15 protein-coding genes are annotated in these 15,459 nt (G+C 43.9%); 12 read left to right on the forward strand and 3 right to left on the reverse strand.

The window, feature by feature from the left end:
- Positions 1-15: 15 nt before the first annotated feature.
- The 8 genes from T488_RS0108925 (at position 16) to T488_RS0108960 (ending at position 5,926) form a co-directional block, all read left to right on the forward strand.
- Complete coding sequence (locus T488_RS0108925) at positions 16-225, forward strand: hypothetical protein (RefSeq protein WP_051536406.1); 210 nt, start codon at positions 16-18, stop codon at positions 223-225.
- 16 nt (positions 226-241) lie between these two features.
- Positions 242-1,018: a triose-phosphate isomerase gene (gene tpiA, locus T488_RS0108930; protein WP_028520486.1), complete on the forward strand. Its 777-nt coding sequence runs from the start codon at positions 242-244 to the stop codon at positions 1,016-1,018.
- Positions 1,019-1,210: 192 nt separating this feature from the next.
- The gene (locus T488_RS0108935; RefSeq protein WP_028520487.1) at positions 1,211-1,981 is read left to right on the forward strand and encodes a hypothetical protein; all 771 of its coding nucleotides are present in this window, start codon (positions 1,211-1,213) and stop codon (positions 1,979-1,981) included.
- A 114-nt stretch (positions 1,982-2,095) separates the two neighbouring features.
- On the forward strand, positions 2,096-3,616 hold the full coding sequence (gene gpmI / locus T488_RS0108940; RefSeq protein WP_028520488.1) for a 2,3-bisphosphoglycerate-independent phosphoglycerate mutase: 1,521 nt from the start codon (positions 2,096-2,098) through the stop codon (positions 3,614-3,616).
- A gap of 124 nt (positions 3,617-3,740) precedes the next feature.
- The gene (locus T488_RS0108945; RefSeq protein WP_028520489.1) at positions 3,741-4,784 is read left to right on the forward strand and encodes an FAD:protein FMN transferase; all 1,044 of its coding nucleotides are present in this window, start codon (positions 3,741-3,743) and stop codon (positions 4,782-4,784) included.
- Positions 4,777-5,136: a NusG domain II-containing protein gene (locus T488_RS0108950; protein ID WP_028520490.1), complete on the forward strand. Its 360-nt coding sequence runs from the start codon at positions 4,777-4,779 to the stop codon at positions 5,134-5,136. Before T488_RS0108945 ends, T488_RS0108950 begins: the two co-directional genes overlap by 8 nt.
- On the forward strand, positions 5,136-5,639 hold the full coding sequence (locus T488_RS0108955; RefSeq protein ID WP_028520491.1) for a Gx transporter family protein: 504 nt from the start codon (positions 5,136-5,138) through the stop codon (positions 5,637-5,639). Before T488_RS0108950 ends, T488_RS0108955 begins: the two co-directional genes overlap by 1 nt.
- A gap of 65 nt (positions 5,640-5,704) precedes the next feature.
- The gene (locus tag T488_RS0108960) at positions 5,705-5,926 is read left to right on the forward strand and encodes a hypothetical protein (RefSeq protein WP_028520492.1); all 222 of its coding nucleotides are present in this window, start codon (positions 5,705-5,707) and stop codon (positions 5,924-5,926) included.
- Between the two features lie 31 nt (positions 5,927-5,957).
- Here T488_RS0108960 and T488_RS0108965 read toward each other — a convergent pair whose 3' ends face one another.
- Positions 5,958-6,473, reverse strand: a complete 516-nt coding sequence (locus T488_RS0108965) for a cob(I)yrinic acid a,c-diamide adenosyltransferase (RefSeq protein WP_028520493.1) — start codon at positions 6,471-6,473, stop codon at positions 5,958-5,960.
- 102 nt (positions 6,474-6,575) lie between these two features.
- On the opposite strand from T488_RS0108965, the gene T488_RS0108970 reads away from it, so the two are divergent.
- Positions 6,576-7,364, forward strand: coding sequence for an HAD-IIB family hydrolase (locus T488_RS0108970; RefSeq protein ID WP_028520494.1), 789 nt, complete (start codon positions 6,576-6,578; stop codon positions 7,362-7,364).
- A gap of 180 nt (positions 7,365-7,544) precedes the next feature.
- Positions 7,545-8,762: a 6-phosphofructokinase gene (locus T488_RS0108975; protein WP_028520495.1), complete on the forward strand. Its 1,218-nt coding sequence runs from the start codon at positions 7,545-7,547 to the stop codon at positions 8,760-8,762.
- A 38-nt stretch (positions 8,763-8,800) separates the two neighbouring features.
- Here the strand turns inward: T488_RS0108975 and T488_RS0108980 are convergent, their stop codons facing one another.
- Both T488_RS0108980 and T488_RS0108985 read right to left on the reverse strand, forming a co-directional pair.
- Positions 8,801-11,659, reverse strand: a complete 2,859-nt coding sequence (locus T488_RS0108980) for a glycoside hydrolase family 9 protein (protein WP_028520496.1) — start codon at positions 11,657-11,659, stop codon at positions 8,801-8,803.
- Positions 11,660-11,733: 74 nt separating this feature from the next.
- Positions 11,734-12,036, reverse strand: coding sequence for a YerC/YecD family TrpR-related protein (locus T488_RS0108985; RefSeq protein ID WP_028520497.1), 303 nt, complete (start codon positions 12,034-12,036; stop codon positions 11,734-11,736).
- Positions 12,037-12,480: 444 nt separating this feature from the next.
- On the opposite strand from T488_RS0108985, the gene lon reads away from it, so the two are divergent.
- On the forward strand, positions 12,481-14,823 hold the full coding sequence (gene lon / locus T488_RS0108990) for an endopeptidase La (protein ID WP_028520498.1): 2,343 nt from the start codon (positions 12,481-12,483) through the stop codon (positions 14,821-14,823).
- A gap of 21 nt (positions 14,824-14,844) precedes the next feature.
- Positions 14,845-15,453 (forward strand): ribosome biogenesis GTP-binding protein YihA/YsxC, encoded by a 609-nt coding sequence (yihA, locus tag T488_RS0108995; RefSeq protein ID WP_028520499.1) that lies wholly within the window; start codon positions 14,845-14,847, stop codon positions 15,451-15,453.
- Positions 15,454-15,459 lie beyond the last annotated feature (6 nt).

Genomic DNA, 15,459 nt, shown 5'->3' on the forward strand with positions numbered 1-15,459 from the left:
AAATGAGGTGTTATTATGAAACTCATTACAAGAGCACAGGAGGATAAGATTACTCTTATTCTTCTTTCAGTCGTTTGCTTTCTTCTCGGAGTTGTTTTAGGCTTTGTTCTTTCTCCTATAAAGAAGGGCATTGCTATCGGAAACAACAGCGGAAACAATTTCGGTGACAAAGATGCAGATATGTTCCCTTACGATGATGATGACGACGACGAAATAAAATTCTGATAAAGGAGTTAATATCATGAACAAGTCATTAAGAAAGGCAATTATTGCCGGAAACTGGAAAATGAACAAGACTCGTCCCGAGGCTAAGGAGCTTCTCGAGGCTATCAAGCCTCTCGTTGCAAATGCAGAGGGCAAGATCGAGGTTATTGCTTGTGTTCCTTTCACAAACCTTGAGACAGCTATCAACACAACAGCCGGAAGCAACGTTAAGATCGGTGCTGAGAACGTTCACTTTGAGAAGAGCGGTGCTTTCACAGGCGAGATCTCAGCTGATATGCTCACAGAGCTCGGTGTTGAGTACGTTGTGATCGGTCACAGCGAAAGAAGGCAGTACTTCGGTGAGACAGATGAGACAGTTAACAAGAGAACTATTGCTGCTCTCGAGGCTGGTCTCAAGCCTATCGTATGTGTTGGTGAGCTCAAGTGGGAGCGCGAGTGCAACATCACTGAAGAAGTTATCGCTCGTCAGATCAAGCTTGATCTCTGGTCACTTACAGCAGAGCAGGTAAAGAATGTAGTTATCGCATACGAGCCTGTATGGGCTATCGGTACAGGTCTTACAGCTACTCCTGATCAGGCTGAGGAAGTATGCGGCTTTATCCGTGCTCAGCTTGCTAAGCTCTTCGATCAGGCTACAGCAGACGCTGTAACGATCCAGTACGGCGGATCTATGAACGCAAAGAACGCTGCAGAGCTTCTTGCTAAGCCCAATATCGACGGTGGTCTCATCGGCGGTGCTTCACTGAAGGCTGAAGACTTCAACGTTATCGTTCAGGCAGCTGTAAACGGCTGATTAAACTGATATCTCTTATTCTCCCGACTGAACAAGACAGTCGGGAGAATAAATATTATAGTTTTTGATAATCAATATAAAAATATCGAAAAACGATAATTTTGCGTTGACAAATAATGTTTGCTGTGCTATACTATTGTCATAGAAGGACAAAGTGTTTTCCTTTGTCCAATCTTTTAGAAGGGTGATTCTATGACTAATAATAAAGCAAGAGCAAAAAGATCGGTATATTTCTATATTAATGTTTTATTCGTGCTTTTCTTCTTCCTTGGCGGCTGTTTCCTTTTGTTTGCTGCTAATGGAATAACAGCAATACTTTTATTACCATTCCTTGCGGCTAATTTCTTTCTTGTCATCTTATTTCGTAAGAATCGTAAGGACGGTACTTTCAGAGCACCTCTTATAATCGTTCGCATTATCACTATATTATTTGCTGTTATCATTTTTGCAGCTCCGATATTAGGAGTATCGTTCAAGAATAATAAGCTTTTTTATCCCGTAAAGAGAGCAATTTTCGGATATGGGATAAGATCAGACATTGAATGGAAAAAGATCCTTCCGAAGCATCTTCCGGATAACTGTGACGAATACTTCTTTCGTACTGAAATGTCATTTCCCGCACAGGATTACCACCCATATGCATATCTGATATTTCGCACTGATGATCAGCAGATAAAAGAGTATATAATTGAAGCAGAAAATAAAGGTCTTGAGCATATAAAGAATGAAAAGACTTTTAGTGAACATATTTTTGAAAACAAAACAGACATAGAGCTTTATGAGCAGGACATTGATTATCATGTTACTGTTAATTCAGATTATCTGAGTATTCCGCGTCATGTTTTTATCTGGCTCAGTGATGAACAAAAACTTGAACTGAGCACAGAAGCTGTTGTTTTTGTAAACGGCAGTTACGGCTGTGCATTTGATGAAAGCTCGGGACTGTGTTTATTCTGGTCATGAGCACTATAACTAACGGCAGAAATCGTATTTTCCATGAGGGGAGTACGTTTATTGCGTGACCGACTAAAGTCGGCACATATAGATATTTTAACTTATCTTTAAAGGAGAATTTTTATGTCAAAGAAACCCGTTGCACTTATTATCATGGACGGCTTCGGCTATAACCCCGATACATACGGCAATGCTATTGCCGCAGCAAAGAAGCCTAATCTTGACAAATACATGGCTGAGTGCCCTAACACTATCATCGGCGCAAGCGGTCTTGATGTTGGTCTTCCCGACGGACAGATGGGCAATTCCGAGGTAGGCCACACCAATATCGGCGCAGGTCGTATCGTTTATCAGATGCTCGTTAAGATCTCCAAGGACATCAAGGACGGCACTTTCTTCAACAACAAGGCTATACTCGACGCTATGAACAACTGCAAGGAAAAGAACAGTGCTCTTCACCTTATGGGACTTCTTTCTCCCGGCGGCGTACACAGCCACATGGAGCATATGTACGGTATCGTAGAGATGGCAAAGAAGAACGGCCTCGACAAGGTGTATATCCACGCATTCCTCGATGGCAGAGACGTTCCTCCCTCATCAGCTGCTGAGTTTATGGAGGAGGCTGTTGCTGAGCTTAACAAGATAGGTCTTGGTAAGATCGCTACTATTTCAGGACGTTTCTATGCAATGGACAGAGACAACGCCTGGGACAGAGTTGAGAAGGCTTATGCTGCTCTTGTTTACGGCGAGGGTGTTAAGGAGTCTGATCCTGTACAGGCTATAAAGAATTCCTACGCTAATGAGGTAACAGACGAGTTCATGCTTCCTACTGTAATTGATGGCGGTGCACAGATCAAGGCTGATGACAGCATTATCTTCTTCAACTTCCGTCCTGACCGTGCAAGACAGATCACACGTTCATTCGTTGATCCCGATTTCACCGGATTTGAGAGAAAGAACGGATTCTTCCATGTAAATTTCGTGTGCATGGCTCAGTATGACGCTACAATGCCTAATGTTTCAGTAGCATATCCTCCCGAGCAGCTTACAATGACTATGGGAGAGTATCTCTCAAAGCTCGGCAAGACACAGCTCCGTATTGCCGAAACTCAGAAGTATGCTCACGTTACATTCTTCTTCAACGGCGGCGAGGAGAAGCAGTTTGAAGGTGAGGATCGTATCCTTATCAAGTCACCTGATGTTCCTACATTTGATCTCAAGCCTGAGATGAGCGCATATGAAGTTTGCGATGCTGTTTGCGAAGCTATTGACTCTGACAAGTATGACGTTATCATTCTTAACTATGCTAACTGCGACATGGTAGGTCACACAGGTATTTTCGATGCTGCTGTAAAAGCTGTTGAGGCTACTGATACCTGCGTAGGCAGAATGGTCGACAAGATACTGGCTAAGGGCGGCGCTGCTCTTATCACTGCCGATCACGGTAACGCTGATAAGATGATGGAGCCTGACGGAAGTCCATTCACAGCTCACACCACAAATCCTGTTCCTCTTATCGCCGTTGGCGTTGAGGGTCAGCTTATCGAAGGCGGCGTACTCGCTGATCTTGCACCTACAATGCTTGATATTATGGGCGTTCCTCAGCCTGCCGAAATGACAGGTAAGAGCCTGCTCAAGAAGTAATAAATGCTATAAAAGCCACACAGTTCAGTCTGTTGTGGCTTTTTTGTTGCCCTTAGTAAATAATGGTTGCAAATACTAACATCTTATGATATAATAATAACAAGTATGTTTTAGGAGCTGTTTTATGTTAAAGAAAGTATTGGCAGTCACTTTATTTTTATCGGGACTTATGTTTTCAGGCGGCTGCTCTGAAGAAAAAGCTGTTTCGGAAGCTGATATGTCATCAAGTTCAAGAGATGTATTTGCTATGGATACATTTATGAACATGAAAGCATACGGCAGCAATGCGGATATTGCCCTCAGTGAAGCAGAAGAGCGTATTCTTCAGCTTGAAGAAGAGCTTTCCGTTACAAGTGAGACCAGCGACATATGGGCTGTTGATCACAGCAGCGGAGCAGTTGTGGATGTCAGTGAAGATACTGCGCTTATCATAAACAAAGCCATAGAAATGGGCAATAAAACAAACGGCGCACTGGATATAACTCTTTATCCGGTTCTAAAGGAATGGGGATTTACCACAGGGGATTATAAAGTCCCTGATGATAATACTCTTATCAGCCTTCTAAAAAATGTAGATTATAGCAAAGTACATATTGCTGAAAATACAGTAACCCTTCCAAAAGAAACAGAAATAGACCTCGGTGCCCTGGCGAAAGGATATACAGGCGACGAAATAATGAAGATTATGGAAGATAACGGCGTCAGCTCAGCTATTGTAAGCCTTGGCGGCAATGTCCAGGCACTTGGTTCAAAGCCCGACGGAAGCAACTGGAAGGTCTCTGTCCGTGATCCATTTGCTCCGGATACAGATATGTGCATAATTGAAGTAGCTGATAAGGCTGTTATCACATCCGGCAACTATGAACGATACTTTACAGCTGAGGACGGAACAGTTTACTGGCATATTCTTGATCCTAAGGACGGCTATCCTGCCGATAACGGACTTGTTTCCGTTACAGTCATAGGCGACTGCGGACTTGACTGTGATGCACTGTCAACCGCTCTGTTTGTTGAAGGTTATGATGGAGCTGTTGATTTTCTGAGATCCGATCCCTCATTTGATCTTATCCTTGTAACTGATGACAGGAAGATATACTATTCGAGCGGCATTGCCGACTGCTTTACCAACATAAGCAGCATGGAAGCAGAGGTGATCTCACTTGACTAAAGGCGTAAAGCTTCTCATCGGGATAGTGGTTCTCATATTTTCTGCTGCTGTGGTTTTTGCAGTTATAGGCTTGAAGAAATCGGAAAGCACCTGGGTGGAGATAGTTCAGAATAATAAAGTTATCTATAAGCTGGATCTTTCCGAGGAAAAAGACAGGACCTTCCGAATCGAATATCCAGACGGCGGCTGGAACGATGTACAGATCAGGGATGGGCATATTTGTATTTCTGATGCTGATTGTCCGGATCATACCTGCATAAAGACCGGAGAGCTCCGCTCTGAGAATATTCCTATAGTTTGCCTGCCTCATAAGCTGGTAATTCGTTTTTCAGATGAGGGGGCAGGAAAGTGATGAGGGCGCAGAAGATAGCAAGGCTTGCACTTCTGACTGCACTGGCGCTAATAATTTTTATAATCGAACTGCGAATAGATATTATCCCCATTCCCGGTGCAAAGCTTGGTCTTGCCAATATCATAACAGTTTATGCTGTATATAAATACTCTGCTAAAGAAACAGCTATGATAGTATTTGCACGTGTCCTTCTGGGAGCGATCTTCGGAGGAAATATATCTGCCATAATATACAGCATGGCAGGAGCTGTTTTCTGCCTGACAGGTATGCTGTTAGTCAAAAGGATAGTTCCTCTTAAATATATCTGGCTCAGCAGTATCATCGGCGCTATACTACATAATACGGGACAGATAATCGTCGCAGTGATCGTAATGCGTTCACTTGCAGTGCTTTCCGTTTATCCGTTTCTGATAATCACAGGCTGTGTCGCAGGAGCATTTACGGGGCTGTGCGCACAGTTCCTGATCAGAAGGAACCTTCCCGAAAAAGAAAATAAAAACTGAACATAATAACTGTGACTCTTGCCATTTCCGACCTTTTGTGATATAATAATCAAGAGGTGAATCAAATGAATCCAATGAACGCATTTAAGCTCAAATCCCTTCTTGAGAGATTTCTGGTAAACCATCCTAAGCTTTCGCCTTTTTTCAAGGCAGCTGTAGGAACGATAGGCGAGGGAACAGTCATCGAAGTAAAGGTTATTTCTCCCGATAACAAGACCATAATTTCCAATATCAAGATCAACGAAGAGGATATGGCGATACTGAACGAGCTGAAAGAACTGAAATAAAAAAGCTGCCGCAGCTTTTTCTGCGGCAGTTTTAATATTCTATGCCTTTTCTGGCAGTTATACCATTATCAAACGGATGCTTTACAGCATTCATTTCCGTGAGATAGTCGGCGCGCTTTTTTAGTTTATCTGAGGGATTTCTTCCGGTCATAACGATCTCTCCCACGGAGAGATAATTATTAATAAAGTTATCAGCGAGCTCAGTATCAATGAGCTTTTTATTATATGCGTCGATGAATTCGTCAAGGACCACGAGCTGAACAGAACCATTATCAAGAAGCTCGGATGCTTTTCTGAGCATATCGTTATGACAGAGTGTTACTTCACTTTTTTCGAGGTCATTCATTGCAAATGTAAATTTATTGCATTCCTCGCAGCATATCACAGTAACATTTTCAAGGCTTCTCAGAACGGATATTTCCGAGGAAGAACCGTTTTTCAGGAACTGAAAAAAAGCAGCTTTCATTCCCGAGCCTGCTGCACGGATCGTCAGACCGACGGCTGCGGTGGTTTTTCCCTTGCCATTTCCGTAATAAATATGTAACATATCATATCACCTCACAGTTGTATTATAACATATCGTGCGAAGATAATCAACACATTTTTTGCTTTTTTAAGAAAAGCTTATCATAATTTAAGGAGTGTTTTAATGAGTTCCATAATTTTCTTCGACATTGACGGAACTATCGTTACCGAAGATGAAAGAGCCATAATCCCGAACAGTACCCGCGAGGCTATTGCTGAGACAAGAAGAAAGGGAAATCTTACGTTTATCAATTCAGGCAGAACTGCCTTTAACATCAGTCCAAAGGTAAAGGGGCTTGGTTTTGACGGATATATCTGCGGCTGCGGTACATATATCGAATACGGCGGAAAGGTGCAGTTATGGCGTACAGTTCCGAAGGATGAGTGTATTCGCGTTGCCAGACTGCTCAGAGAATGTAATGTAACGCCGGTATATGAGCATACAAGAGGTTATTTCTTTGATGATAAAGCTCCGATGACAGAAGGACTCAGATATTTTATGGAGGTCTTCGTAGACAGCGGCATTGATGTAAGCGGCAGAGTAGAAGACAGCAGCTTCGGATTTGACAAGTTTGTTATATGGGAGAATGAGCACAGCGACATGGAGCGTTTCAGAACTGAAATAAGCAAGAATTATTCCATAATCGACAGGGGAGGCGGTTTTTTTGAAAATGTTCCCCTCGGCTATTCCAAAGCAACAGGTATCGAAGCTATACTCAAGCTTCTTGACATTCCTATGGATAGAGCATACGCTATCGGCGACAGTATGAATGACCTGCCCATGCTTCAGGCAGTACCTAACAGCATCGCCATGGGAGGCGCAGAAAATATTTATCCTTACGTTTCATATATTACTACACCGATCGAGGAAGACGGAATAGCAAATGCACTTAAACATTTTGGACTGATTTAATAATTTCTTCATTTAATAGGCGATTATTGCTTTTATTATCAAATATTGCGATTTTTTGTGTTGCTTTTTTGTAAGTTCTCATTCTTGAAATGCTTATAGGGCTATGTTATAATATAATTGATGCCTATGGCAAATAAAATGAGAGGAAATGTCCGTTTTTTACCGGACAGAGAAGAGATCATGAATATAGCAGTTGCTCAGTCAGGCGGTCCGACCTGCGCTATCAACGCTTCACTGGCGGGAGTTTTCAGCGCAGCTCAGAAATCAGGGGAAATTGAAAAGATCTATGGCGTAATAAACGGTATTGAAGGAATTATCAACGATGAGATGGTAGATCTCGGCGAAAAGATAAACAGTGATGTAAGCTATCAGCTCTTACTCAGAACTCCTTCAGCTGTTTTAGGTTCATGCAGAAAGAAGCTTCCCGATCACAGAGAAAAACCAGATGTGTATGAGCGTATCACAGAGGTTCTCCATAGTCACAATATAGGAATATTTTTCTATATCGGCGGAAACGACTCAATGGATACAGTTGCAAAGTATTCAGCATACCTTTCTGATAAAAAAATAGATGATATTAAAATAATCGGTATCCCCAAAACCATCGACAACGATCTGTGTGAGACAGATCACTCGCCGGGGTTTGGCTCGGCTGCTAAATATGTTGCAGCTACGGTTCAGGAGATCACCAGAGACAGCAACGTTTACAGTATCCCGTCGGTTACCATAATCGAGACCATGGGACGTCATGCCGGCTGGCTCGCAGCAGCAGCCTGCTGCATACGTGCAAACGGAGAATCCGCTCCTCATCTTATCTATCTTCCGGAGACAACATTCAGTATTGAGAGATTTCTTGCCGATGTAAAGGATCAGATGACAAAGCACAGAGCAGTTATTGTAGTAGTTTCCGAAGGAGTTAAGACCGCGGAAGGTAAGTTTGCGGCTGAGGAGTTCCAGTCAGGACAGACCGATGTATTTGGTCACGTTTATCTTGCAGGTATAGGTAAATTCCTTGAAAAACTGGTCGCTGCGGAGATAGGCTGTAAGGTTCGTTCGATCGAGCTTAATGTAATGCAGAGATGCAGCTCTCATATTGCTTCACTTGAGGATATACAGTCTTCAGAGGCGATCGGTATGGCAGCAGTTGATGCAGGTCTGAAAGGAAAGTCCGGTTGCATGATGACATTCGTCCGTGAATCGGATATGCCTTACAGCTACAGGATCGATACAGTAGAAGCTTCAAAGGCTGCTAACTCAGAGAAATTCTTCCCCAGGGAGTGGATAAACGAAGCAGGCAACAATGTTCTGCCGCCTGCTTATGATTACCTTATGCCGCTTATCCAGGGCGAGCTTCACGCTATAATGAAAAACGGAATGCCGCTGAATTTCGTAATATAAATAAAAAAAGGAGGACTTTTAAGTCCTCCTTAATTTTTTTACTTTGCTGCCTTTATCGGGAGAGTAGCAAGCTTTAACAGTGATCTCTGAATTGCAAGAGCATCATTGGAAGTAAGACCTTCCTGAGTAAGATCACAGTCACCGTTGATACGGCCCTGTTCTGTAAGGTGCTTGGAATATGTTCCCTTTAAGCCATACTTATCAGGGTTAGCTATTGACTGCATGATAAGAACAGCGTCTGCAAGCTCTACAACCTTATCACAGTTTGTATCGCCGTAAAGAACCTTTGTCTTATCAGGCTCAGGATCTGTAGCTGTGGTATTCTTTTCACTTTCACCAGGCTTTGTACCGTCAGGCTCAACACCCCAGATAAGCTCGCCGTCAGCGTAAAGTGTGATCTTGTCTGTTATAGCAGCTGCTTCGTTCTCATCTGCGAAGGAAACAAGATCAGCATAGCTGTAGTCATTTGTAGAATCCCAGTGAGGATATACACACTTCTCTTCGTCCATCTTTGTAGTAAGAGCGAACTGGAATACACGGCTTCCGTAGAAGTCGCAGTTCTTCCACTGAATATCTACATAGTAGTTGCCCTTATCGTCATACTTGAAGGGACCTGTGAACTTAGCCTCATTCTTGCCGTTTGAGTAGCTCTTTTCCTGGTCATAGTCGATTCTGGGAACGATATAATCTACATCATAGCCCGCCTCTGTGAGCTCAGAAACATTGAAGTAATATCTTGCCCTCAGATCACTTTCAAATCTCGGAGGATCGATAGTTCTGTTGTAGATTACGACCTTAAGCTGAACGCTGCTGTCCTGCTCCTGGTTCTTTCCGCCTGCAGCATAGATGCCGACAGGAAGGGGATTGCCCTTTTCATCTACCTGATCGTAGCCGATAGCGTTTGCTGACATATCAAAATCAGGATTGATGTGATTTTCCTTTTCAAGCTCCTTGCCCTTTGAACCGTAGAAGTGGTACAGACCTGCAAGATCGCCGCAGAAGCCTGCGTTATAGTCATCTGTAACTTCGTTATAGATGTAATCCTTTGTTATGTCATTGTGGAAGTCCTTAAGATCGGGACCGCCTACAAGAGCACCCCAGAGGGTGTGTACCTGTACTGTAGGATCTTCCATGCTCTGCTTGCCTGAGCAGTGTGATGAACGGTGGTGAGGCTGTGAAGCAAAATTATTGCCGTAGCCTACCTCGTAAGCATAACCCATGGGGTTTTTACCGAGGATGTATTCCATCTGAGCCTTTGCCCAGGGGAGGAATGTTTCGTCGCCTGTTGTCTTAGCATATACACAAGCACAGAGACCTGCTGCTGTATTGTAACGAGCTGAACCGTAGCCTGAAACAACTGCCCAGCCATAAGGTGACTTAGCAATGAAGTCGCTGCTTGTATCACTATCGGGGAGATCAGGGATCTGATCGCAGGTCATGGGAGTGTTCCAGAGGTAGTCATCCATACCGAAGTACTTATGACCTCTTACAGGCTCATAGCCCCACTTCGAAGTATCAACATCTGCGTTGCAGCCTGACCAGAACTCAAGATTGTAACGGAAGATGTACCAGTCACGAGCTGTGTTTGTAATAGGAGCAAGCTTTGCAAAAACTCCGCCCCAAACTGTATCCCAGCAGTGTACCCAGATGTTCTGCCAGCAGTTACCTGTATCAGTGATGATGCGCTTCATGTAACCGGTGTAAGGATGAGCGCCCTTGTCGTTTGTTGTAGTTTCATCAACATCAATGATAGCCTTGATGTACTTGTCGTAAGCAGCGTCCTTCTGAGTCTCATCCTCAGCAACAGCTGCGTAATAGAGCCATACGGCTGCCCATGAGAGCTCATCATAGTCATAGCTTGAGTGGTAGAAACCTCCGTCATAGCCGAGAACCAGTGAACTTGGTGTTGAACCGGGCTGCCATGATTCCTCATGAGTCGCAACAGCAAGCTCATAAAGAGCTCTTGCATACTTGAGGTTCTCAGCAGCGTACTCAGGATCTGTATCCTTGAAGTTAAGATAATTGATAGCCAGTGAAGCAGAAGCGCCTGCGCACTGATCGGGAGCGGGCATTTCTGTTGTTGCAAAGTAAGCAGGTCTCTTAACAGCACAGCTTGAAGAAGCAACTACCGTATCATCGACCTGAAGCTCGGGAGCACACCAGTAGTTATGGTCGTTGTTACCCTCTCCGACCTGATAGCAGTAAGCGATAGCATTTCCGTCATCATCGAGGAAGGTAGCCTTCATGTAATAATCATTGATCCAGCGCATTTCGTCCTCAACGTGCTTATCGAGGCCCATTTCCTTGTATGCGTCTCTGAATTCATAGTAACCCCAGCCTACTGTGGAAGCTGAGAAGCTTCCGGGGAGTCCGAACTTTACATGGTCGCCTGCGTCATGCCAGCCGCCTGTAAGATCCAGCTTTCCGTCGCCGTCGGGATCCAGGTACTTGCGGTTTGCCTCGATGAACTTGGAAGACATATTAACGCCTTCATAGAGACCCTTAGCAGCACTGAGGCCACCGTCGCCGTCGCCCTCGCCCTTGGGCTGCTCGTCCTCTTTCTTTTCCTGTTCCTTACCGTTCTGTGAACCGTCATTCTTAGCCTCGCCGTAGAGCTCAGGCATAGGATTCATAGGCTGGAGCGGTATCTCAGCATCCTTAACGTGACAATTTCCTCTCCATGAGTAATAGCCGTCATCAGCTACCTCATCGCCGCACTTGTTTGCGTCATAGAAGCATAACGCAAGCTGGAGCGCCTCAGCAAAATTGTCATAGTTGTTTGGTTTGCCTTTCGTGATTACAGCGGCATTTACATTTGTCACCATGCTACATGACAAAAGAGTTGCAGCTGCTGAAAGGCAGGCTAACGATCGTTTGAACATCTTCGCCTTTTTCATTCAGATCTTCCTTTCAGGTTGTAATTTTTATCTAATGGACTGCTTCCGCCTTGAAGCTGTCCAATATAGCCGTATCACTTAAGCAGATTTTTCTTCTTGAGTCTGTCGAAAACGATATTGTAGCCGTCGTTTCCGTCTTTCAGCGAGCGATTTACTCTGCTTATCGTCGCTGTACTTGCGCCTGTTTCTGTAACGATACTGTTATATACTCTGTGCTCATCGAGAAGCTTTGCAACGTGAAGTCTCTGTGCAAAGGACTTCAGCTCGATGCTGGTACAGAGGTCATCAAAGAACTTATAGCAATCGTCTACCGAGTCAAGAGTAAGTATTGCTTCAAAGAGCAGATCCATGCTTTCTGATTTGATTTTGTCGATCATAGTAATTCTCCAATCTGCCGTAAAGGCGTATGTAACAATTTCTTACTTTACATTTTAACACATTATTATGTAAAAGTAAAGTCCTTTTTTAGAAAGAAGAAGTCCATGTCATACTGAACTAATTTACATTACACCTTTGAGTATATGATAACATATTCTCAACAAAAAGTAAAGATTATTTCTTAAAGTTCGCAAAAAATGGAGATAATAACCAAACTACCGCAAATTTTCGTATATCAAATAGCAGATTTCAGCTTAAATCATCTATTAAATAATTAACAATATTCAATTATTTAATACGCATTGATAAATGATATACCTCCACTTGACCACAGTGTAAGTAAAGGGGTTGAATTTTTTTTATTTTTATTGTATAATATAAAGAAACCGACATCATCGGTTTTTCAGGATGAATATGATACCATACAGAAACGCGGTGAATTTATGGAACAGACAATAAAGAGCGATAAAAACATCGAAGAGGCTAATATCCTCTACACTGTTGCAATGAGGGGGCTTGTTGCCTTTCCGAAAATGGTCATGCACTTTGATGTATCGAGAAGCAGATCAATGGCTGCTGTTGAGAGATCTTTAAAAGAAGGCGGCAAGCTGTTTCTTGTTACTCAGCATGAAGCATATATTGAAAATCCCAAAGCTTCCGACCTGTACAAGGTCGGCGTAGTCGCAGAAATAAAGCAGGTCCTCAAACTGCCCGATAATATAATGAAGGTGCTTGTAGAGGGCGTGTACAAAGCAAATCTTGTTCGTCTCATAGATGACGGAGAGGTGCTTAAGGCAGAAGTTAAGAGAACGCCCACTTACTCAAGAGCGAAAGTAGACGAGGTAGAGGCTGAAGCACTTATGCGTTCCGTTAAGGACGTATTTGAGCGTTACGCTTCATTCTTTCCGAGAATGCCCAAGGAGCTTCTTACATCTATCATGACTCAGGATTCTCCCATTAAGCTTTTTGAGACCGTTACCTTCAACTGTAACCTGAACTACAGGGACAAGCAGACTCTTCTTGAAGAGACAAATGTTATCAATAAGCTTTCGGTACTGTTTGCCTGCCTCACATCTGAGGTGGAGATACTGGAGCTTGAAAACCTCATAAACGAACAGACGAAGAACAGCATAGACAAGGGGCAGCGTGAATTCTACCTCCGCGAGCAGCTCAGAGTTATCCAGGAGCAGCTTGGCGAAGACGAAGGGGAAGAGGCTTTCGGCTATATCAACGATATTATGGAGCTGAAACTGGACGAAAAGAGTAAGGAAAAGCTCCTTAAAGAGGCTGACAAGCTGACAAAACTGCCGCCGTCGTCGCAGGAAGCTTTTGTTATAAAGAATTATCTTGACACGGTTCTTGATCTTCCTTGGGGAAAGTATACAAAAGCCAAGCTGTCAATGGAAAAGGCAGAAGCCGTTCTTGAAAAAGATCACTATGGTCTGAAGAAGGTCAAGGAGCGTATCCTTGAGTTTCTCGCCGTACATATGCTCAACCCCGAGATAAAGGGACAGATAATCTGTCTGGCAGGCCCTCCCGGTATCGGTAAGACCTCTATAGCGAAATCTATCGCAAAGGCTATGGGCAGAAAGTATGCAAGAGTATCTCTCGGCGGCGTTCGTGACGAAGCTGATATAAGAGGTCACAGAAAGACCTATGTTGGTGCAATGCCGGGCCGCATTATCACAGCTATTTCCCAGGCAGGCTCTGCAAATCCGCTGATTCTTTTTGATGAGATAGATAAGCTTTGCAGTGATATAAAAGGCGATCCTTCATCTGCGATGCTGGAGGTGCTTGACGCTGAACAGAACAACGCTTTTCGCGATCACTTCATAGAAGTGCCCTTCGACCTCAGCAAGGCTGTATTCATCACAACTGCCAATAACGTAGGAGCTATTCCTGCCCCTCTCCTTGACAGAATGGAGGTTATAGAGCTCCCCAGCTACACAGCAGAGGAGAAGTTCCATATCGCAAAGGAACATCTTATCCCCAAACAGCTCAAGGAGCACGGTCTCAAGGCTTCGCAGCTCAAGATAAGCGATGATGCTATAGATGAACTCATTCAGTACTACACCAAGGAAGCGGGAGTTCGTTCACTTGAAAGAAGCATTGCTTCTCTGTGCAGAAAGACTGCAAAACGCATAGCCGCCAATGAAGTCAAGCGTGTAACTATCAAAGCCAAGGACATAACAGGGTATCTCGGTATCCGCAAATATCTCGGCGATCTCTCCTCAAAGGAAGACCAGGTCGGAGTAGTAAACGGTCTTGCATGGACATCTGTAGGCGGAGTTCTTATGCCTATCGAAGTATTAACCATGAAGGGAACAGGCAAGATAGAGCTTACGGGCTCACTGGGAGAGGTCATGAAGGAAAGCTCAAAGATCGCGGTAAGCTATGTCCGCAGTATTGCCGATAAATACGGCATAGACCCTGATTTCTACAAGAATGAAGATCTTCACATACACGCTCCCGAGGGAGCTGTTCCCAAGGACGGTCCTTCCGCAGGTGTTACTATGACAACTGCTCTTGTTTCGGCTTTGTCAGGACATAAGGTCAGATCAGATGTTGCTATGACAGGTGAGGTCACACTCCACGGCAAAGTGCTTCCTATAGGCGGACTTCGTGAAAAGACCATGGCTGCATACAAGTCAGGGATCAAGACTGTGATTATACCTGTGGCAAACAAGCCTGATCTCGAGGAAGTTGACGATGCTGTCAAGAACGCCATCACCTTTGTATTTGCAGAGGAACTTACAGACGTTCTTGACACAGCTCTTATCAAATAAACACCACAAGGAGGTAACGCCGTGAAACTTAATTACAACAAAGCGGAGTTTACCGCCGCATACGGCAAATTTTCGCAGATCCCGGCTCCCGAAAGGATAGAGATAGCCTTTGCAGGGCACTCTAACGTGGGGAAATCTACGCTCATAAATAAGCTGTTTAACCGCAAAAACCTCGCCAGAGTAAGCTCGGTGCCGGGAAAGACTGCTACTATTAATTTCTACGGACTTGAAAATATCTTCTTTGTAGATCTTCCCGGATACGGATACGCAAAGGTCTCAAAGTCGGAAAAAGAGCGCTGGTCGGGACTTATCGAGGGGTATCTCAGCTCTGACAGGGATATACGTCTTGTATTCATGCTTGTGGATATACGCCATGCTCCCACGAAGGACGATATACAGATGATAAATTACCTCATTGATACAGAAATGCCATTTGTTCTCGTACTTACAAAAGCCGACAAGCTCAACAAGTCTGAGCGTGCAAAAAGGCTGGAGGCATTCAAGGACGAGATACCATGCTTTGAGGATATACATACTATCCCGTTTTCTTCTCAGACATTCGAGGGAGTCGAAGAACTCAGACAGATCGTCGAGGAAATCGCAGACGACAATGACGTCGCTGACGAATAAATTTTA

Source organism: Ruminococcus flavefaciens ND2009 (genome assembly GCF_000621785.1).
Lineage (GTDB): Bacteria > Bacillota > Clostridia > Oscillospirales > Ruminococcaceae > Ruminococcus > Ruminococcus flavefaciens_C.

What these genes read in the sequence shown, in the direction of transcription:
- tpiA (WP_028520486.1), top strand. Translation starts at nt 242, where the DNA reads ATGAACAAGTCATTAAGAAAGGCAATTATTGCCGGAAACTGGAAAATG.
- T488_RS0108970 (WP_028520494.1), top strand. Translation starts at nt 6,576, where the DNA reads ATGAGTTCCATAATTTTCTTCGACATTGACGGAACTATCGTTACCGAA.
- T488_RS0108935 (WP_028520487.1), top strand. Translation starts at nt 1,211, where the DNA reads ATGACTAATAATAAAGCAAGAGCAAAAAGATCGGTATATTTCTATATT.
- T488_RS0108925 (WP_051536406.1), top strand. Translation starts at nt 16, where the DNA reads ATGAAACTCATTACAAGAGCACAGGAGGATAAGATTACTCTTATTCTT.
- T488_RS0108960 (WP_028520492.1), top strand. Translation starts at nt 5,705, where the DNA reads ATGAATCCAATGAACGCATTTAAGCTCAAATCCCTTCTTGAGAGATTT.
- T488_RS0108945 (WP_028520489.1), top strand. Translation starts at nt 3,741, where the DNA reads ATGTTAAAGAAAGTATTGGCAGTCACTTTATTTTTATCGGGACTTATG.
- T488_RS0108965 (WP_028520493.1), bottom strand. Translation starts at nt 6,473, where the DNA reads ATGTTACATATTTATTACGGAAATGGCAAGGGAAAAACCACCGCAGCC.
- T488_RS0108985 (WP_028520497.1), bottom strand. Translation starts at nt 12,036, where the DNA reads ATGATCGACAAAATCAAATCAGAAAGCATGGATCTGCTCTTTGAAGCA.
- gpmI (WP_028520488.1), top strand. Translation starts at nt 2,096, where the DNA reads ATGTCAAAGAAACCCGTTGCACTTATTATCATGGACGGCTTCGGCTAT.
- T488_RS0108980 (WP_028520496.1), bottom strand. Translation starts at nt 11,659, where the DNA reads ATGAAAAAGGCGAAGATGTTCAAACGATCGTTAGCCTGCCTTTCAGCA.
- lon (WP_028520498.1), top strand. Translation starts at nt 12,481, where the DNA reads ATGGAACAGACAATAAAGAGCGATAAAAACATCGAAGAGGCTAATATC.
- T488_RS0108955 (WP_028520491.1), top strand. Translation starts at nt 5,136, where the DNA reads ATGAGGGCGCAGAAGATAGCAAGGCTTGCACTTCTGACTGCACTGGCG.
- T488_RS0108975 (WP_028520495.1), top strand. Translation starts at nt 7,545, where the DNA reads ATGAATATAGCAGTTGCTCAGTCAGGCGGTCCGACCTGCGCTATCAAC.